The organism is Companilactobacillus paralimentarius DSM 13238 = JCM 10415 (assembly GCF_001434985.1).
GTDB classification, from domain to species: domain Bacteria; phylum Bacillota; class Bacilli; order Lactobacillales; family Lactobacillaceae; genus Companilactobacillus; species Companilactobacillus paralimentarius.
Map to the genome: position 1 here is coordinate 1 of NZ_AZES01000012.1, position 17,802 is coordinate 17,802.

Annotated in this window: 21 protein-coding genes; 16 read left to right on the forward strand and 5 right to left on the reverse strand. The window is 35.0% G+C overall.

The features are described from left to right. Positions 1-144 precede the first annotated feature (144 nt). Positions 145-738 (forward strand): ECF transporter S component, encoded by a 594-nt coding sequence (locus FD33_RS00685; RefSeq protein ID WP_025085426.1) that lies wholly within the window; start codon positions 145-147, stop codon positions 736-738. 69 nt (positions 739-807) lie between these two features. On the opposite strand, the gene FD33_RS00690 is transcribed toward FD33_RS00685, so the two are convergent. Further along, positions 808-1,485 carry a type 1 glutamine amidotransferase gene (locus FD33_RS00690; RefSeq protein ID WP_056955666.1) on the reverse strand — a complete coding sequence of 226 codons (678 nt, stop codon included), beginning with the start codon at positions 1,483-1,485 and terminating at the stop codon, positions 808-810. Positions 1,486-1,556: 71 nt separating this feature from the next. Here FD33_RS00690 and FD33_RS00695 point away from each other — a divergent pair, with 71 nt between their 5' ends. Continuing rightward, entirely contained in the window at positions 1,557-2,885 is a 1,329-nt protein-coding gene (locus FD33_RS00695; RefSeq protein WP_034544197.1) for a C1 family peptidase, read from the forward strand. Positions 2,886-2,952: 67 nt separating this feature from the next. Here the strand turns inward: FD33_RS00695 and FD33_RS00700 are convergent, their stop codons facing one another. Continuing rightward, positions 2,953-3,612 (reverse strand): EAL domain-containing protein, encoded by a 660-nt coding sequence (locus FD33_RS00700; protein ID WP_056955667.1) that lies wholly within the window; start codon positions 3,610-3,612, stop codon positions 2,953-2,955. A gap of 183 nt (positions 3,613-3,795) precedes the next feature. Between FD33_RS00700 and FD33_RS00705 the strand changes: the two genes are divergently transcribed. Continuing rightward, a complete protein-coding gene (locus tag FD33_RS00705; RefSeq protein ID WP_025085428.1) occupies positions 3,796-4,530 on the forward strand; it encodes a MerR family transcriptional regulator in 735 nt (244 codons plus the stop codon). 70 nt (positions 4,531-4,600) lie between these two features. After that, positions 4,601-5,056 carry a CopY/TcrY family copper transport repressor gene (locus FD33_RS00710; RefSeq protein WP_025085429.1) on the forward strand — a complete coding sequence of 152 codons (456 nt, stop codon included), beginning with the start codon at positions 4,601-4,603 and terminating at the stop codon, positions 5,054-5,056. Between the two features lie 115 nt (positions 5,057-5,171). On the opposite strand, the gene FD33_RS00715 is transcribed toward FD33_RS00710, so the two are convergent. Further along, entirely contained in the window at positions 5,172-5,678 is a 507-nt protein-coding gene (locus FD33_RS00715) for a GNAT family N-acetyltransferase (protein WP_025085430.1), read from the reverse strand. An 11-nt stretch (positions 5,679-5,689) separates the two neighbouring features. Beyond that, positions 5,690-6,124, reverse strand: a complete 435-nt coding sequence (locus tag FD33_RS00720) for a GNAT family N-acetyltransferase (protein WP_025085431.1) — start codon at positions 6,122-6,124, stop codon at positions 5,690-5,692. A 160-nt stretch (positions 6,125-6,284) separates the two neighbouring features. On the opposite strand from FD33_RS00720, the gene rsmG reads away from it, so the two are divergent. The 6 genes from rsmG to FD33_RS00750 all read left to right on the forward strand — a co-directional run bounded on the left by rsmG (position 6,285) and on the right by FD33_RS00750 (position 10,907). After that, positions 6,285-7,010 carry a 16S rRNA (guanine(527)-N(7))-methyltransferase RsmG gene (rsmG, locus tag FD33_RS00725; RefSeq protein WP_025085432.1) on the forward strand — a complete coding sequence of 242 codons (726 nt, stop codon included), beginning with the start codon at positions 6,285-6,287 and terminating at the stop codon, positions 7,008-7,010. Positions 7,011-7,138: 128 nt separating this feature from the next. Continuing rightward, a complete protein-coding gene (locus FD33_RS00730; RefSeq protein ID WP_025085433.1) occupies positions 7,139-7,915 on the forward strand; it encodes a ParA family protein in 777 nt (258 codons plus the stop codon). After that, positions 7,896-8,765, forward strand: coding sequence for a ParB/RepB/Spo0J family partition protein (locus FD33_RS00735; protein WP_025085434.1), 870 nt, complete (start codon positions 7,896-7,898; stop codon positions 8,763-8,765). The genes FD33_RS00730 and FD33_RS00735 overlap by 20 nt, the downstream gene beginning before the upstream one ends. Positions 8,766-8,774: 9 nt before the next feature. After that, entirely contained in the window at positions 8,775-9,038 is a 264-nt protein-coding gene (locus FD33_RS00740; protein WP_025085435.1) for a DUF951 domain-containing protein, read from the forward strand. A 3-nt stretch (positions 9,039-9,041) separates the two neighbouring features. After that, positions 9,042-10,145 carry a redox-regulated ATPase YchF gene (ychF, locus tag FD33_RS00745; protein WP_056955668.1) on the forward strand — a complete coding sequence of 368 codons (1,104 nt, stop codon included), beginning with the start codon at positions 9,042-9,044 and terminating at the stop codon, positions 10,143-10,145. 15 nt (positions 10,146-10,160) lie between these two features. Beyond that, positions 10,161-10,907, forward strand: a complete 747-nt coding sequence (locus FD33_RS00750; RefSeq protein ID WP_025085437.1) for a DUF1129 family protein — start codon at positions 10,161-10,163, stop codon at positions 10,905-10,907. Between the two features lie 217 nt (positions 10,908-11,124). On the opposite strand, the gene FD33_RS00755 is transcribed toward FD33_RS00750, so the two are convergent. Further along, complete coding sequence (locus FD33_RS00755) at positions 11,125-11,322, reverse strand: hypothetical protein (protein ID WP_025085438.1); 198 nt, start codon at positions 11,320-11,322, stop codon at positions 11,125-11,127. Between the two features lie 105 nt (positions 11,323-11,427). Between FD33_RS00755 and FD33_RS00760 the strand changes: the two genes are divergently transcribed. From FD33_RS00760 to FD33_RS00785, 6 genes are all read left to right on the forward strand, one after another. Then, the gene (locus FD33_RS00760; RefSeq protein WP_025085439.1) at positions 11,428-12,114 is read left to right on the forward strand and encodes a response regulator transcription factor; all 687 of its coding nucleotides are present in this window, start codon (positions 11,428-11,430) and stop codon (positions 12,112-12,114) included. A gap of 2 nt (positions 12,115-12,116) precedes the next feature. Further along, positions 12,117-13,208 (forward strand): sensor histidine kinase, encoded by a 1,092-nt coding sequence (locus FD33_RS00765; RefSeq protein WP_025085440.1) that lies wholly within the window; start codon positions 12,117-12,119, stop codon positions 13,206-13,208. 23 nt (positions 13,209-13,231) lie between these two features. Then, on the forward strand, positions 13,232-14,476 hold the full coding sequence (locus FD33_RS00770) for a D-alanyl-D-alanine carboxypeptidase family protein (RefSeq protein ID WP_025085441.1): 1,245 nt from the start codon (positions 13,232-13,234) through the stop codon (positions 14,474-14,476). A 14-nt stretch (positions 14,477-14,490) separates the two neighbouring features. Further along, positions 14,491-16,020, forward strand: coding sequence for a UDP-N-acetylmuramoyl-L-alanyl-D-glutamate--2,6-diaminopimelate ligase (locus tag FD33_RS00775; protein WP_025085442.1), 1,530 nt, complete (start codon positions 14,491-14,493; stop codon positions 16,018-16,020). 4 nt (positions 16,021-16,024) lie between these two features. Next, a complete protein-coding gene (locus FD33_RS00780; protein ID WP_056955669.1) occupies positions 16,025-16,765 on the forward strand; it encodes an aspartate/glutamate racemase family protein in 741 nt (246 codons plus the stop codon). Positions 16,766-17,171: 406 nt separating this feature from the next. Then, the gene (locus tag FD33_RS00785; RefSeq protein ID WP_025085443.1) at positions 17,172-17,792 is read left to right on the forward strand and encodes a hypothetical protein; all 621 of its coding nucleotides are present in this window, start codon (positions 17,172-17,174) and stop codon (positions 17,790-17,792) included. The last annotated feature ends 10 nt before the right edge of the window (positions 17,793-17,802 follow it).

The window sequence follows — 17,802 nt, forward strand, 5'->3', positions numbered from 1 at the left end:
GTGTTTTTATTTTGTCATTTTTCTAAAGTGGCTAACTTGATTATAAAATTCGCCGAGAAAAAATTATGTGTAAATAGTTATTTTTTTGTTCTTTGTTGAGTAATCAGGTAAAATTAAGAAAATTAAATTAGGACGTGAAGACATTTGCAAAAAAGAAAAGCTTATCGCACCGCAATTTTAGGAATTTTAATGGCGATTATTCTTGTGCAATCGATGGTACCCTTTCTAGGCTTTATTCCAACTGGTTTTATTAATATAACAATTATTCATATTACTGTTATTGTAGCAGCCATCGTTTTAGGACCTAAAGATGGTGCTATTGTAGGTCTGGTATGGGGAATTGGAACAATCATTCGTGCCTTCACTAGTCCAACTTCGATTATCGATACAACAGTTTTCACAAATCCAGTGGTAGCCGTTTTGCCTAGAGTAGCAGTAGGATTGGTTGCTGGATGGATCTATTTGTGGTTCAAACATCATACGAGTAAAAAGGTTTTAGGGATGGCTATAGCTTCTGGAGTCGGTTCCTTGGTCAATACTGGTCTGGTATTGGGATTGATGCGCTTGATGTATGCAAGTACAATGGCACAAGCTTACGCCACTCAAACTGATCTTTTAAATAAGTTATTGCTAGTAATCGTTGGAACTAATGGTGTTCCAGAGATGATTGCAGCTATCATTATTGCTCCAGCTATTTCCAGTGCAATATTGAAAACAAATAAATTTTTAGACAATTAAAATTTTAAGAATAAAAATAACAGCATTCATTTAGAAACGCCTAAATGAATGCTGTTTTGTATTTTCAAATTATTTGTTATTTGTAGTTGCCAGACGTTCTTTATGAGCTTGAACGATTTTATCTGCAATAGCACGGGCAACATTTTCATTTTTTAAAATTGGTCCGTGAGAGTAACTGCCGATAACGTTCTTGTAACGCATGCCTTCTTGTTTTTCATCAGGGTTATTACCGTAGCCTTGAATCATTGTTCCGAAGGGCTTGAGCATTTTCTTGTCATCAAAGTATGTACGGCCACTATGGTTCTCAAAGGCTTTTACAGTGCCCCATTCAGTCTTGTACTCAGTATCACCGATCATACGGCTATCGGCCTTAAAAACGGTATGTAAGGGAAGAATATCAAGGCATTGAATAGTCTCGCCACCACTTGTTTGATAGTACTTGCCAAGGAATTGATAACCACCACAGATGCAGAGCATCGGTTTGTCGGCTTCAATATAATCCTTAATAGTTTGACGATGTCTTTGTAAGTCAGTTGCAACAACAGATTGTTCAAAATCTTGACCACCGCCAAAGAAGAGAAAATCATAATCAAAGGCGTTGAAGTCCATATCCAAACTGATGTTATCAACTTGGGTATCATAACCTTGTTCTTTTAAGAGGAAACTGAGAATTTTAACATCTCCACTGTCTCCATATGTATTCATTAAATCTTCGTATAAGTAAGCAATTTTAATAATTTCAGACATAATTTCTCCAATTTAGATTAGAAACATTGTAATTTAGTTAAATAATTGTAATATAGTTTAGTAACGAGGTGATGAAATTGACAAAAGAAATCAATAAAGAGATTTTAGCAGATTTTAACAAGAACTTAAATCAAGATGCAAGTAATAATGTTTTGAAGAACTCTGTAGCACAGGTTGGAATTTTCAAAGCTTCAGAAGATCCAGAAGTAAAAACGAAGTTGAATCCTTCGTTTAACATTATGGTCAACTCAGGAAAGGTCTCTAATCAAAAGCAATCTGGACGTTGTTGGCTTTTTGCTGCTCTTAATACTTTAAGAACAGAATTTGCTTTGCGCAACAATATGAAAGATTTTGAACTATCTCAAAATTATTTATCATTTTGGGATCGACTAGAAAAATCTAATGCCTTTTATCAAGAAGTTTTGGAATCAGCTGATTTACCAATTGAAGATCGTCAAGTCAATGATGTCTTCAGTGGTCCTAACGGAGATGGTGGTTTTTGGAGCTCTGCTGCTAATTTAATCAGTAAGTATGGTGTAGTTCCTAATTATGTTATGCCAGAAACAGCTGTTTCAGAAAATACGCGTGAATTTGATGCTGTTCTTAATAAATTATTACGCAAAAATGGAATTGAATTACGCCAATTAGTTAAAGACGGAGCTGCTCAAGCAGATATTGATAAACGCGTCACCGAAATGTTGTCAGAAGTTTATAAAATTTGTGTCTACTCATTTGGTTTGCCACCAAAGAATTTTGAACTATCATTGCAAACTGATAATGATAAGTTGATTGAAGAGGAGAGCATTACACCAAAACAATTCTTCAATAACTACTTTACAACTAACTTGGATGATTTTGTGACAATTGAAAATTCTCCTCAAAAGAGTAAAAAATATCATCAGGTTTATTCAATTAAGAATCAAAATAACGTTATTGGCGGTAAAGAACATATCTTCTTGAACTTGCCGATGGAACGCCTTGAGGAATTAACTATTCAACAATTAAAGAATAATCAATTGGTTTGGTTCGGTAATGATGTTTTGAAGCAATCAGATCGTAAGAATGGTTACTTATTGGGGGATCTTTATCAATATGACGAATTGTTCGGTATGGACAGTCAAATTGAAAAGGGACTTGCCCTTGATTACGGAGAGGCTGAAGTTTCTCACGCAATGACTATTACCGGAGTTAATATTTTGAATGGCCAACCTAACCGTTGGAAAGTTGAAAACTCCTGGGGTGAAGATAACGGCGTGCATGGTTATTATTTGATGGATGAAAAGTGGTTCAAGGATAATACTTATGAAGTCGTTATTAACAAGAAATATTTAAACGATGAAGAATTAGCTGAACTCGATCAAGAACCAATTGTTTTACCTTCATGGGATGCTTTGTCATAGTAGAGCAGAATAAAATAGCCTCAATAACTCAAAACCGAGTTGTTGAGGCTATTATTTTTTAACGTAATTAAACCATTGCGGGTTTGCCATAAAGGTATCCCTGTTGAATATCGATACCATAGTTTTTAGCCAAAACTTGATCTTTATAATCTTCGACACCCTCGATTACCATATCTAAACAGTACTGTTTAGCCTGTTTGACCCAGAAATCAAGACATTTAGGGATTAGTTCGGCATGACCATTCATACGAAAATTTTGCATGGCAAATTTGATTCGATCAACATAGGGTAATGCTTGTTTAATATTTTCGTAAGTATTAGAGCCAGTCCCGACATCGTCGAGGACTAAAGAGATATTATTTTGATGTAATAGTGAACTCAATTCTTTAACTTTATTTAAAGGAACTGCTTCAGTTAATTCAATTGTAAGTGAAACAGGAGCAATCCTTTTCTTTAAGAAAATAATTTCATCGATTGCGGAAGGGTCATTAGTTTGATCATGATTTAAATTGAAGGAAATCACTCGATTATCTTTGCCAGTATTCTTTTTCAAAGATTTAACAGTTTCTTCGAGCAACTTGGTTTGTTGTTCAATCGAAAGTTCCGTGAAGTCCTTTGGCAAATGCCAAGAACCGTTGTCTTCTTTACGTAAAAGGACCTCGTAACCGAAAATTGAATCATTATCTTTATTTATTTGTGGTTGAACAAAAAAACTATATTTCGTGATATTTTCCTCCCTTTATATAGGATTACTTGTGTTTACCATCTATCGGACTATTTTAGGACTTTTTAAAAATTAAGGCAATTAATCATCTAGTTTGTTTGTTTCATAACGCCGTTATAAAGAAAAGTACTTGCTAATGACCTTAGGTAATAAGGTAAAAATGATTAGAGAAAGAGGTGAAAATCTATGTCAGAATATACAACTGGTGAATTAGCTAAGTTGGCATCAGTTTCTGTTCGAACACTACAATATTACGATAAAAAGGACTTATTAAAACCTAGTAAAGTCACTGAAAGTGGTCGCAGAATATATACCGATGTGGATTTGAGTAGATTAAAGTTAATTCTTTTATTGAAGAAATTAGGCTTGCCATTGAAAGCAATTGCTGAAATTCTGAGTAGTAAAAATTCAATTGTAGTTTTGAATTTACTTTTGGAGCAACAACAAAAGGCTATTAAGGATACTTTGAGAGATTCACGTGAACAGTTGAAAACAATCGAAGAATTAAGAAGAAATTTACCTCAAATCAATCAAATATCATTAAGTACGATTGATGACATAGAAGACATTATGAAAAATAAAAAAGAATTGCGTAAAGTTCATTTGCGGATGATTCTATATGGGATTCCTTTCAATATTTTGGAATATGGTACTTTGGCTTGGGGAATTATTAAAGGTCAATGGTGGCCATTTTTAATTGCGATCGTTCTTTTAATCATCTGTGCTACTTTAGTAACTAGATATTATTTCCAAAAAACTAATTATATTTGTCCCAACTGTGGAGCTGAATTTAAACCAAATACGAAAGAGGCCTTTTGGGCTAAACATAATATCAAGGCACGTAAATTGACTTGTCCAGTCTGCGGTAAGAAAGATTATTGTGTTGAAGTTTATGATGAAGGACAACTAAATAAATCCTGAATTCAAAAAATATTCACAATCTAGCCAATGTTATGTTATATAATTAATTTGTTAAGAGAGGAAGATTTTGATGGATACTGTGGCAGTAAAGAAAGAACAGAAAAAAGTTGAAATTTCTTCAGCGGAATGGCAAATTATGCGTATCGTGTGGACTTTAAAACACGTAACTAGTACGGAGATTATCAATCTGATGCAACAAAAGCAGAATTGGTCTGATTCGACGATTAAAACTTTGATAACTAGATTGACTAAAAAAGAATTTCTCAGTCGTAAAAAGGCAAAGGGGCGCTATATTTATTCAACAACTGTTTCTGAGCAAGAGACGATGGATGAATATGCTAATAGCTTATTTAATGATTTTTGTGCCCACAAGACGGGTTCAGTTTTAAATGAATTGATCGACTCATTGGATATTAGTAAGAGCGATATTGAGTCATTACAAAAAACGCTGGATAATAAATTGAAAACAGCTCCAGAGAAGGTAAATTGTGATTGTTTACCCGATGGTTGCGAGCATATGTGTTAAGGATGAGTTATAATTAAGTTCCTTGGCAGGGGCAAATGAAGCAGCCACTTTGGATACTTCATTGAGTCAAAAAGGGACGATACATTTCACGAATGTGATTTGTATCGTCCTTTTTCTATAGATTCAATTCCATAATAAAATCTTTTTGTAACAGACCATTTAATGAAAAATTACGACTAGTAGTTTTCTGAAAACCAAATTGCTTATAAAAATGAAGTACTGAATCATCATGTTCCCAAACACTGCTCCAGATTCGATGTTGATGGAGTTCTCTAGTCTTCTTTAATGTGAATTCTAATAATTGTTTTTCCAAACCAATGTATTCAAAATCCTTGCGTAAATAGAATCTATCGATTTCTAAAGCGTCAGTCGCAAAATTAAGCTTAAGATAACCGGCCAATTTATGATTATAGTAAATGAAATAGAATTTTGATTGAAGATTGAGCATCTCTTTTGCTAGTTGACCATAATTATAATTTTTTAAAGTGTAATGGGAAAAATCCTTGGATGCTTTGAAATGGCGGAAACTATCATTAAAAGTTTCAACACTCAATTTTTGTAATTTAGGTAATTCTGCATAATCAATTTCTTCAATATTTATTGGTAAAGTAACTAAATTCATTATGAACACCTCTAATTATTTTCTAGCAGCATGTCTAAATGAGGGATATTATCTTCCAAATAAACTGTGGAAATGGCTTTAAAACCAAAACTTTCATAAAATTTTTGCAAATAAGCTTGAGCTTGAATTTGAATTGTTTGGTTAGGGAATCTCTTTTTAATTTCATTGATTGTAGCCTGAACAATTTGACGACCAAGGCCATCATTACGATATTCTTTGACTACAAGCACACGTCCAAAAGTTATGTGATCACCCTTATCGATAATTCTGGTGTATGCCATAAGTTTATTGTTTTCTACTAAACAAACATGTAAGTCGTCGAAATCGTTAGCATCAACTTCTTGGTAGGGACAATTTTGTTCAACAACAAAAACAGCTACTCGTTGTTTGAAAATTTCGGTCAGTTCTTTTGACGTCAATTCATTTGTGTGTTTGACAATTATCATAAGTTACTCCTAGAGATTTAAGTTAGGATTAGTATATATTTGAATTGTTGCAAATGCAACTATATTTTGATTAGACTTATTGAACTCATCATTGAATTAAGTGTCGCATTAATATACGATTAGAGAGTGTGAAACACTGTTTCACGAGTGGAGGTATTTAATGAAACCGGAAGAATTTTTTGAAGCTTTAGCCCAGAAGGGTATTGAATTGAGTGATGTTCAAAAGGAACAATTTGCGACTTATTTTCATGAACTAGTTGAGACTAATAAGGTAATGAATTTAACTTCAATTACAGATGAAGACCAAGTCTACTTGAAACATTTTTATGATTCAATCGTACTCGGTTTTGTTGATGAAAAAATCTTAAATGAAGAACTAACTTTGTGCGATGTTGGATCTGGAGCAGGTTTTCCATCCTTACCATTAAAAATTATTAATCCTAAATTAAAAATTACAATCGTTGATTCGTTAAATAAGCGAATCAAATTTTTAGAAGGGTTAGTGAATGAACTTAATTTAACTGACGTTAGTTTAGTTCATGGACGCGCCGAAGAAGTTGGGAAGAATCCTCAATTCCGTGAAAAATTTGATGTTGTGACAGCTCGAGCAGTGGCAGCTATGAATGTTTTAACTGAATTTTGTTTGCCGTTAGTAAAAGTTGGTGGTCAATTCGTGGCCATGAAATCTGAAAAAGCTCCTGAAGAAGTTAAGAATGCACAATATGCTATCGAAACTTTAGGCGGAACAATTAAACAACAGGAATCAGTTGAATTGCCAAATGATGCCGGAATTCGTAATTTTATCTTTGTTGAAAAAATTTCTAAGACACCTAAAAAGTATCCTCGAAAACCCGGTACTCCAGCTAAAAAACCGCTCGTGAAATAATTCCAAACTATTAAATAATATTGTAAAAATGATAAGATTATATAGTTATGGCAAAAGCGCCAAAAAGTGATTACCATAGATAATATTTTGTGAAATTGTTGAGCAATTTCTAGAGATAGGGGAATAAAATGGCACGAAAAATATCTGTTGCAAATCAAAAAGGTGGTGTCGGAAAAACCACAACCACCATCAATTTGGGAGCATGTTTAACTGATCTGGGCCAAAAGGTATTAATAGTAGATACTGATCCTCAAGGGAATGCCACTAGTGGCTTGGGAATCAAAAAGGCCAATGTGGAAAAAGATGTTTATGATGTTTTAGTTAATGAATATCCACTTAAAAAGACCATTATTCATACCAAACATAAGAATCTCGATATCGTGCCAGCCACAATTCAATTAGCTGGTGCGGAAATGGAATTAACTTCGATGATGGCTCGTGAAACTCGTTTACGTGCTGGACTTGCAGAAGTAGATGCTGATTATGACATTATTCTGATTGATTGCCCGCCTTCATTAGGTCAATTATCAACCAATGCCTTCACAGCCAGTGATTCAATCATTATTCCTGTTCAAAGTGAATATTATGCTTTGGAAGGATTAAGTCAGTTATTGAATACAATTCGCTTAGTTCAAAAGCACTTTAATACAAACTTAGCTATTGAAGGTGTCTTGATCACTATGTTAGATGCCAGAACTAACTTGGGTGCCCAAGTTGTAGACGAAGTGAAATCATATTTCGGCGATTCGGTTTATAAATCAATCGTACCTAGAAATACACGTTTAGCTGAAGCTCCAAGTTATGGACTACCAATCGTTGATTTTGACGACAAGTCAAGAGGTGCACAAGCTTATCGTGATCTTGCTAAGGAGGTGTTAAAGCGTAATGGCATCAAGCAAAAATAAAAAGGGTTTAGGAAGAGGAATTGACGCAATCTTTTCTGAATTCGAAGCAATCGATGAAAATAGTGAGACCGTAGTTGATCTATCAATCGATGATATTCGTCCTAATCCATATCAACCTAGAAAAACCTTCGATGAACATGCTTTAAATGAATTAGCACGTTCAATTGAACAAAATGGTGTCTTTCAGCCTATCATCGTCCGTGAAAGTGTTAATGGTTTCGAAATCATTGCTGGTGAACGTCGTTTCAGAGCAAGTAAAATTGCTAAGAAGACTACTATCCCTGCAATTATTCGTCCTTTAAGCGAATCAGGAATGATGGAAATTGCCGTTTTGGAAAACTTACAACGTGAAGATTTAACACCGTTAGAAGAAGCTGATGCATATCAAACTTTGATAACAAAATTAAATTTGACACAAGAACAAGTTTCCCAAAGATTGGGTAAAAGTCGTCCTTATATCGCTAATTACCTACGTCTATTGAATCTACCTGACGCGACTAAGAAATTAGTACAGAATGGTAAATTATCAATGGGACAAGCTAGAACTTTACTTAGTTTGAAAGATAAAGAACAGATTGATAAACTCGCTAAGCGTGCTGTCGATGAAGATTTAACTGTTCGTCAATTGGAACAATTAGCTACCGAATCCAAACACGACAGTAGGAGAAAGAAACGAGTTGTTCAAAAGTCACCATATATCAAAGCTACTGAAGAAAAATTAGTGGAAAGATTTGACACTCCTGTTACTGTTAGAGAGAATCGGAGCGGCCATGGAAAACTTGAAATTGATTTCTCGAATACGGATGATTTGAACCGTATTTTAGACATATTAGGAATCCATTTAGATTAGAGGAATTGTATGTTTAAACTTGGAGATATTATCTTAATGAAAAAGCCTCATGCTTGTGGGGCAAACCGCTGGGAAGTTATCCGAATGGGTGCGGATATTAAAGTTAAGTGCTTAGGGTGTGGTCATATTGTTATGATTCCACGAGCTGAATTTAAGAAGAAATTCAAAAAAGTATTAACTCAAGCCGACCAGGTGAAAACGGAAAACGAGCAACATTATTTGACTAAAGATCAATTAATGCCACCTAATTTTATTAAAAGAAACGAGGAATAACTAATGGCTTTAACTGCCGGAATTGTAGGACTACCAAACGTTGGTAAGTCAACTTTATTTAACGCTATTACAAAGGCTGGTGCCGAAATGGCTAACTATCCTTTCGCAACAATCGACCCTAATGTAGGAATGGTTGAAGTACCAGACAAACGTCTATCAAGAATCGATTCTTTGATTCCTGCTAAAAAATTAATTCATACTACTTTTGAATTCACTGATATCGCTGGTATTGTTAAGGGTGCTAGTAAGGGTGAGGGACTTGGTAACAAGTTCTTGGAAAATATCAGACAAGTTGACGCTATCGTTCACGTTGTTCGTGCATTCGATGACGACGATATCACAAGTGTAACTGGTAAAGTTGATCCACTAGATGATATTGAAACAATTAATTTGGAATTGGGTATCGCTGATCTTGACAGTATCAACAAGCGTTACACAAGAGTTGAAAAAGCCGCTAAAAGTGCCAAAGATAAAGAAGCTCAAGCTGAATTTGCTGTTCTAGAAAAGATCAAGCCAGTTCTTGAAAAGGGTGGAGCTGTTAGATCAATTGACTTCGATGAAGAAGAACAAAAGATTGTTAAGGGACTATTCCTATTAACATCAAAACCTGTCTTGTATGTTGCTAATATTGCTGAAGATGATATGGCTGACCCCGAAGGTTCAAAGTATTACAAGTTAATTGAAGATTACGCTAAGAAGGAAAATGCTCAAGTTATTGGTGTTTCAGCTAAGACCGAAGAAGAAATTGCTGAACTAGATGATGACGAAAGAAAAGAATTCCTTGAAGCCGAAGGTGTTACAGAATCAGGACTTGATAAATTGATTAGAGCTAGTTACAAGCTATTAGGTCTTAGAACATTCTTTACTGCAGGTGGTAAGGAAACACGTGCTTGGACTTTCCATGAAGGAATGAAGGCACCACAAGTTGCCGGAATCATTCATTCTGATTTTGAACGTGGATTTATTCGTGCCGAAGTAATGGCCTTTAGTGACCTAGACGAACTAGGTAGTGAAAAAGCTGTTAAGGAAGCCGGAAAATTACGTGTTGAAGGTAAGGATTACGAAGTTCAAGATGGTGATATTATCGAATTTCGTTTCAATGTCTAATCCAGGGGGAGCAAAATGTCAGAGGATTTAAGAGAAAAGAATAAAAAGGCTGCTGAAAAGCAAAAAGTTGCATCAGCTAAAAATGAGAAAAAAGAAGAAGTCACAAGCCAAATTTACAGTGCAGATACTGATGATTTGAGTAAAAAGTTAAGCAACAAAAATGCAGAATACGTTTTTAAACTTAACAAACGCTTGCTTGACGATGGTTTCAAAGAAGAAGAGGCCAAAGAAGTTATCGATGGAATGTTACCTGAAATGATTGATAATCAGATTAAAGGAATTCCAGCTAATCAACTTTATGGACCAGTTACTCAAAAGGCTAAAGAGATTGCTCATCCAGTTAAAAAGCCAAAGAAAACACCATTCTGGGGACTATGGATCGATACAGCTTTGTTATTCTTTGCTTTGTTTGGATTGTTATACGGAGTCGTTGCATTGACATCGAAGAAGACAGATCCTAATAATCAAACAGGTATCTTAACATTGATCGTCTTGTCATTAATGTGGGGTGCATTGTTAACATGGTTCAACAACCAAATGAGAATGCCAAAATCAGAGAGACCTGGTTGGGGTAAAACAATTGGTTACTTAGCACTTGGTTTAGTACTAATGTTTGTCTTCTTAGGAGCAATGGCATTTGTACCAACAACAATTAATCCAACACTTAATGCAGTAGGTTACTTTGTAGCTGCAGTAGTAGCATATGGCATCCGTTTTGCTTTCCGTCGTTACATGGGAATCAAAGAAAAGACGTTCTTCTAAAGAGCGGAGCAAGGGCGTTCAGCCTCCGAGGATTTGCCTAAGTAGTGAAATTGCACGCGTACTTGACGTGTGATTCCACTACTGTAGCAAACCGGAAGAGGTTGCCCTTGCGGAGCTCGTTACCACTGTTCAGCAAAGAACAGTGGTTATTCTAAATAGAAGTTAAATAGGAATTCAAAATTAAAAAATCTCTCAATCATAATCGATTGAGAGATTTTTATTTAACTCGAAAAAACTGTACTAGACCATAAAGACCATAACCACCGGCAGCGGCCTGTAAAATGGTCATCATCATACCGACTTTTTTAATATCTAGATTTTTGTCGAAATGTAATTCGTATTGAACGAATGCAATCACAGCAATTGAAAAAATGATAATCAAAATAAATTTTAAACGCTTTTTTAAATACTCCATAAAAACTCACTTTCACGGTCTAATTAGTAATCTAGTTCTATCTTATTGTATAATACTAACTAGTTGTATACTTGTAAATATATGTACGCTTGAGAGGTCTATTAGATGAAAATCTTAGTGGTTGATGATGATAAAGAGATTGTAGAACTACTTAGTATTTATATTAAAAATGAAGGTTATGATCCTGTGACGGCTAATTCTGGTCAGGAAGCTTTGGACCAATTGGCGGCTCATAGCGATATAGCGTTGATGGTTTTAGACATTATGATGCCTGGAATCGATGGTATTGAAGTCGTCAAACGTGTTCGTAAGAACTCCCAGATTCCAATAATTATCGTTTCCGCCAAAACGACTGATATGGATAAGATTCAAGGTCTTATCACGGGTGCTGACGATTATGTAACGAAGCCTTTCAACCCATTAGAGATAATGGCACGAATTCGTTCTTTATTACGTCGTAGCTCTCAACAGACAGCTAAAAATGTACCAGATAAATTGGAAGTGGGACCAATTACTATTTATAAAGATTCACATGAGGTAGTAACTGATTCTAATCAAAAAGTGCAGTTGACAGCATTAGAATTTGGAGTGCTCTATTTATTAGCAAGTCATCCAAATCGTGTCTTTTCTGCGGATGAAATTTTTGAAAGAGTTTGGAAGCAAGAAAGCGTCGTTTCGGCAAAAACCGTTATGGTTCATGTCAGTCATTTGCGCGATAAACTAGAAGAAGCAACTAATGGTGAAAAAGTTATCGAAACCGTTTGGGGCGTTGGCTACAAAGTGGAGGTTTGATTTTGAATAAAAGAATCAAACTGAATGTGAAAGAAAAAGGTGTCCTCCTTTTAGAAGGAATAGGCACCTTTCTTTTATTTCAGGTTATCAATGTGATTTTAATAGGAGCTATCGGCAAGAACGGCGTTGTCGAAAATGTCAAAACTAATCTGTCTAATCTTATCAGTGATAAACTTTGGATTTTAGTTTTGACCCTTTTGGTACAACTGATTTTGACTGTTATGATGGTTTTAACTATGTATCACCATCTTGAATTACATCAGGTTCAACGGATTTTACAACAGAGTGCTACAACTAATTTACCGCAACCAATTGGGGTGAAAGTAAATCAGAACTTACAAGGAATCATTGATAATTATAATTTATTGATCTCAAACATGAATCGTCGTTCTAAGGAACAGGAACAATCTGAGAAGAGTAAAGATGAACTGATCAGTAATGTTAGTCACGATATCAGAACACCTTTGACCTCAGTTATCGGTTACTTAGGATTGATTGAGAGCAAGAATTATAACGATTTAGGACAAATATTGAAGTATACTCACATTGCCTATAAGAAGTCTTTAGAGATGCAGAATTTAGTCAATTCATTGTTTGAGTTCGCTAACGTACAGCATGCAACAAGTCGTCTTAATATGACTCAATTTGATATGGCACAGATGCTAGATCAATTGTCAGCTGATTTTGAATTAGAAGCTAACAAACGTGGAATGGAAATAATCGTCAATTCACATCCAGATAAGATCATAATGAAAGGCGATACCGAAAAATTAGGTCGGGTTTTCAATAATCTCATCATGAATGCCTTTAAATATGGTAAGGGAGCCACTCATATTTGGTTAACGGCTGAACAAAAGAAAAATGAAGTCGTTGTAACGGTGGCTAATAACGGTCCGGCTATTCCTGAGGAATCTTTGAGACATGTCTTTGACCGCTTCTATCGAGTTGAAGATTCACGGTCTAAGAAGACTGGTGGAACTGGTCTAGGACTAGCGATTGCCCAGAGTATGGTGAAATTGCACGGTGGAACAATAGCAGTTACATCTAACAAGGAAAAGACATCATTTATTAGTCATTTTCCAATTACTCAATAAAGATTGATTTGCGAGGTTTAATAATGAAAAAGTTTTTTAAAAAGTTAACATTGATAATGTCATTAATTATTTTGACATTACCCTTGTTTGCATCAACTGTTCAAGCTGATTCACAACCCAGTTTGGATTTAAATGCGACGGCTGGAATGGCTTTTGATGAAAATAGTGGTCAGGTTATTTACAGCAAGAACGCAAATCAAAAAGTTGCTATTGGTTCAATTACCAAAATAATTACACTTTATTTAGTAACTAAGGCTTTAAAAGAAGGCAAAATTACTGAACAAGATACGCTACAGCCTACCCAAGCACAGGCTGATATGACTAAGGATAATGAATTGACTAATGTTAAATTGGATGTTGGTCATTCTTATACTGTTAAGCAACTGTATCAAGCGGCTTGGATTGTTTCGTCTAATTCGGCGGCAATGATGTTAGCCGATAAAGTAGCTGGTAGCCAACAAGCCTTTGTCAAAATGATGAGAAAAACTCTGAAAAATTGGGGTATCAAGGATGCTGAAATCAATAATGTTTCAGGATTGAATAACTCGGACTTGGATTCCAGTATGTATCTTGGCAATGCCGATGGTGAAAATAAGTTATCAACTAATGATATTGGTGTAATCGTCAAGCATGTTTTGGACCAATATCCAGAAATTTTGAAAACAACTTCAATGGCAAAATTAGATTTTCCGGCTGACAATGAAACTAAGACTTATAATTCTTTAAATTTATTGTTAAAAGGACAACGTGATTATCAGGCGGGTTATGAGTTTGATGGATTGAAGACAGGTACAACCAAGCAGGCTGGCGAATCTTTTGTGGGAACATTACCTATGAATGGGACTCGTGTTGTTACAATTGTGATGAATGCTCAAGGTGAAAGTAATGATGCTGATAAAAGATTTCGTAGTACGCAGAAATTAGCACATTATGTGAAAGATAATTTTGAATACAAAGAAACTTTGAAAAAAGGCTCAGAAATTACTATTAACAAAAAAAAGTATGAAATTAATCAATCTAGTTATATTTGGGTACCAAAGAATTTTAATGTTGAAAATTTAAGTTATAATGAAAGTAGTAACGACTTAGGTTTTACTGCGAAACGCAATAAGCAAACGGTGAAATTAATTGCTGCTAATACTGCTAGTGGTTATCTTCCGTTTAAAAAGGCAGATGTTAAAAAAGTAATACACAAGAAGACTAGCCAGAAGTCTTGGTGGGATCAGATCGTTGAATTTTTTAATCATCTATGGAAACGTCTATTTTAGGAGCAGGTGAAAGAATGAGTTTGAAAGTAAGTAAAGCTATTGAGATTTTGAAAAATCATGACTTGCTAGTTTCTGATTCAGTAAGCGATGAAAATCTCGAAGTAACAAATATTAGTTACAATTCTAGAGAAGACCAAGCCAATGGAATTTTCTTCTGCAAGGGAAATCAATTCAAGGCAGAATATTTAGACCAAGCAATTAAAAATGGTGCCAAGATCTATGTTGCTGAAAAGGAATATAGTACAGATATTGATCATTTAATTGTGAAGGATGCATCGAAAGCTTTGGCATTGTTGAGTGCTGAATTTTACGGCAATCCTCAAAATGATTTGTTTATCGTTGCCTTTACAGGTACGAAAGGTAAGACAACAACTTCATATTTCACATACGATATTTTGAACAGTGCTTATCCTAAGAAAGTTGCATTGTTCTCAACTGTTGATCGTATCGTTGGACCAAAACCAAGTGATGAATTCAAATCAGATTTAACAACTCCCGAATCAATGGAATTGTTCCATGATATGAGAAGAGCTGTCGATAACGGCATGAAGTATTTGGTTATGGAAGTATCCTCACAAGCTTATAAGAAGAATCGTGTTTATGGATTGAAGTTTGATATTGGAGGTTTCTTGAATATCACTCCAGATCATATCGGACCTAATGAACATCCAACTTATGCTGATTATTTGAATTGTAAAAAGCAATTGATGATCAACTCTAAAGTAAATATCATTAATCGTCAAACTAACGACTATGACACAGTTTTAGCCGCAGCCAAAGAGACAAGTGCTGACAAAGATATTTATAGATTTGCTAAAGATGAAGTTGGTGACACTGACTTCAGTATTCGTAACAAAGAATCCAATTTAAATGATTCCGTCTTTACCTATACAGCTGAAAGTGATAAAGCTGAAGATCTACAAGACCATGGTGAATATACCTATGAATTAGGTCTTGTTGGTGATTTCAATGAGTTGAACGCTGGTGCTGCTATTACAGCGGCTAAAATTATGGGTATTGATAATGAGGTGATCGCTGATAGTTTAAAAAAAGCGTTCGTCCCGGGGAGAATGGAACACATTAATACCAAGAACCACGGGACAATCTTTGTAGATTACGCCCACAACTATGCTAGTATGAACGCTCTATTGAGTTTCATAAAGCGTGAATATCCTGAATCAAAAGTTAAAGTTGTAGTTGGTAGCCCTGGTGATAAAGGAGTTTCTAGACGTGCAGGCTTTGCTAGAGTCCTAACGGAACTAGCCGATTCAGCAATTTTGACAACAGATGATCCTGGATTTGAAGATCCAGCTAAAATTTGTAAGGAAATCGATGATCAAATTGACCACGAAAAAGTTGAAGTTAAGACAGTAATTGATCGTCAAGAAGCTATTCGTGAAATGATTGACTCAAGTAATGATGGGGATATCATTGTTCTTGCCGGAAAAGGTAATGATCCATATCAAAAGACTAAGGGTGTCGATGTACCTTATCCAAGTGATCCAGTTGTAGCTAAGAAAATTTTGAAGGATATCGAAGGTTAGAAACATGAAGAAATTCTTTACAGTAATTGGTGGCATGGGTAGCCTTGCTACTGAAAGCTATATACATTTATTAAATGAGAGGACACCTAGTAAGAAAGATCAAGATTACTTAGACTATATTTTGGTCAATCACTCAACTGTGCCTGATAGAACTGCACATATTTTGGATCACAGTAAACCTAGCTTTTTACCTCCATTGACAGAAGATATTAAACAACAGAGTTTATTGAAACCTGAATTTATGGTAATTATTTGTAATACAGCTCATTATTACTATAAAGAATTGCAGGCAGCAACTGATATTCCGCTAATCCACATGCCACATATGGCTATCAGTGTAATGAAGAATAAGTATCCCAAAGCTAAGCGAATCGGTTTGATTGCTACAAAGGGAACAATTGCTGATCACGTCTATGAAGACGAAATTAAGAATGCTGGCTTTGAATTAAGCCTTGGTGATCAAGCAGTACAAGATGAAGTTGAAAGTTTAATTTATGATGATATTAAAATTAAAGGTAAGATGAATGCTCCCAAGTATCACAAGATCTTACAAACAATGCATGATAAATTTGATTGTGATGTAATCGTTTTGGGATGTACTGAGTTATCATATGCCCAAGAAAAAGCTCCAGATCATCCTTATCAAGTAATTGATGGACAAGGAATTATCGTTGATAAATCAATCGAACTTGGTCAAAAGATTCGTAATGGCGAAAAAATTGATTATACGAAGATTTATGGATAGAGATCGGAATAAGCCCGCTTAGATTCTTTTTTGAGTTAGGTTGATAGTGTAAAACTGCCGTCCTCCAGAACAAGAAAATTTGGCTGGAACGCCATGGATCTTCAAGTTCGACCTTTATCTAAGCAATAAATTGCTAAGATAAATTTCTTGTTGTTCCGGACTAAATCTTACTTCATTAAGTAATCATTATAAAATCTGAATAATAAATAAGAACGGCCTCTATTAAGGGATTCAAGTAAAAGATATATCTTGAATGATTAATGGAGGCTGTTCTTTTGATCAAAAACAGATTATTGTGACTATTTTTCTGTCTAATTCTTACGGTTCGGTAATGTTTCTCATGGAACATTGCAATAAAATACGTCATTCCTATATAATAACAAGTACAAGGAGGTACTTGTATACTATGTTTAAGAGATTATCGCTTTTTACAGTGATTTTGTCAGGGGTTCTATTAGCAGGTTGCAGTAGTCAACAAGCTACAAGCACAAAGTCAAACACTGGATCTGAACAAACAGAAAAGAGTACTAAGAAGTCGACTCCAGAGAAATCTGAGAAGTCTGACCAATCAAGTTCTACTTCGTCTTCATCAAATGATGATAACCAAGCAACTAATGATGATAATACCAACAGTGGCAGTAATAGCAATAGTGACAGCAACGGTAATAATAATACTGGCACGACAAATAAGAACAATGATTCTACACAAACAAATCAAAGCTCAACAAAATCTGATAATAATAGCAACAATACTGACACAAATAATAACCAATCATCACAAAATCAGAATACAGCACAATCATCACAAACAGGGGTTAATATTACGACAGCAGATCAAGCCACTTCTTTCTTAGCTGATAAGTTAAGTACAACGTATGATAAAGCTAATACTCAATATGTTGCGAACGGTAAGGTTACTTGGAATAATGTTAATGGTTATCAAATAAATATTTATAGCAAGAATTCAGATTCTCCAGTTGGCAGTTACTTAGTACCAGCTAACGGTCAATATTTCCAAATTTGGTAATTTGAAAGCA

Coding starts and splice junctions, on each gene's coding strand:
- FD33_RS00730 (WP_025085433.1), top strand. CDS start 7,139: ATGGCACGAAAAATATCTGTTGCAAATCAAAAAGGTGGTGTCGGAAAA.
- FD33_RS00770 (WP_025085441.1), top strand. CDS start 13,232: ATGAAAAAGTTTTTTAAAAAGTTAACATTGATAATGTCATTAATTATT.
- FD33_RS00775 (WP_025085442.1), top strand. CDS start 14,491: ATGAGTTTGAAAGTAAGTAAAGCTATTGAGATTTTGAAAAATCATGAC.
- FD33_RS00750 (WP_025085437.1), top strand. CDS start 10,161: ATGTCAGAGGATTTAAGAGAAAAGAATAAAAAGGCTGCTGAAAAGCAA.
- FD33_RS00690 (WP_056955666.1), bottom strand. CDS start 1,485: ATGTCTGAAATTATTAAAATTGCTTACTTATACGAAGATTTAATGAAT.
- FD33_RS00735 (WP_025085434.1), top strand. CDS start 7,896: ATGGCATCAAGCAAAAATAAAAAGGGTTTAGGAAGAGGAATTGACGCA.
- FD33_RS00720 (WP_025085431.1), bottom strand. CDS start 6,124: ATGATAATTGTCAAACACACAAATGAATTGACGTCAAAAGAACTGACC.
- ychF (WP_056955668.1), top strand. CDS start 9,042: ATGGCTTTAACTGCCGGAATTGTAGGACTACCAAACGTTGGTAAGTCA.
- FD33_RS00715 (WP_025085430.1), bottom strand. CDS start 5,678: ATGAATTTAGTTACTTTACCAATAAATATTGAAGAAATTGATTATGCA.
- FD33_RS00695 (WP_034544197.1), top strand. CDS start 1,557: ATGAAATTGACAAAAGAAATCAATAAAGAGATTTTAGCAGATTTTAAC.
- FD33_RS00705 (WP_025085428.1), top strand. CDS start 3,796: ATGTCAGAATATACAACTGGTGAATTAGCTAAGTTGGCATCAGTTTCT.
- FD33_RS00755 (WP_025085438.1), bottom strand. CDS start 11,322: ATGGAGTATTTAAAAAAGCGTTTAAAATTTATTTTGATTATCATTTTT.
- FD33_RS00740 (WP_025085435.1), top strand. CDS start 8,775: ATGTTTAAACTTGGAGATATTATCTTAATGAAAAAGCCTCATGCTTGT.
- rsmG (WP_025085432.1), top strand. CDS start 6,285: ATGAAACCGGAAGAATTTTTTGAAGCTTTAGCCCAGAAGGGTATTGAA.
- FD33_RS00780 (WP_056955669.1), top strand. CDS start 16,025: ATGAAGAAATTCTTTACAGTAATTGGTGGCATGGGTAGCCTTGCTACT.
- FD33_RS00760 (WP_025085439.1), top strand. CDS start 11,428: ATGAAAATCTTAGTGGTTGATGATGATAAAGAGATTGTAGAACTACTT.
- FD33_RS00785 (WP_025085443.1), top strand. CDS start 17,172: ATGTTTAAGAGATTATCGCTTTTTACAGTGATTTTGTCAGGGGTTCTA.
- FD33_RS00710 (WP_025085429.1), top strand. CDS start 4,601: ATGGATACTGTGGCAGTAAAGAAAGAACAGAAAAAAGTTGAAATTTCT.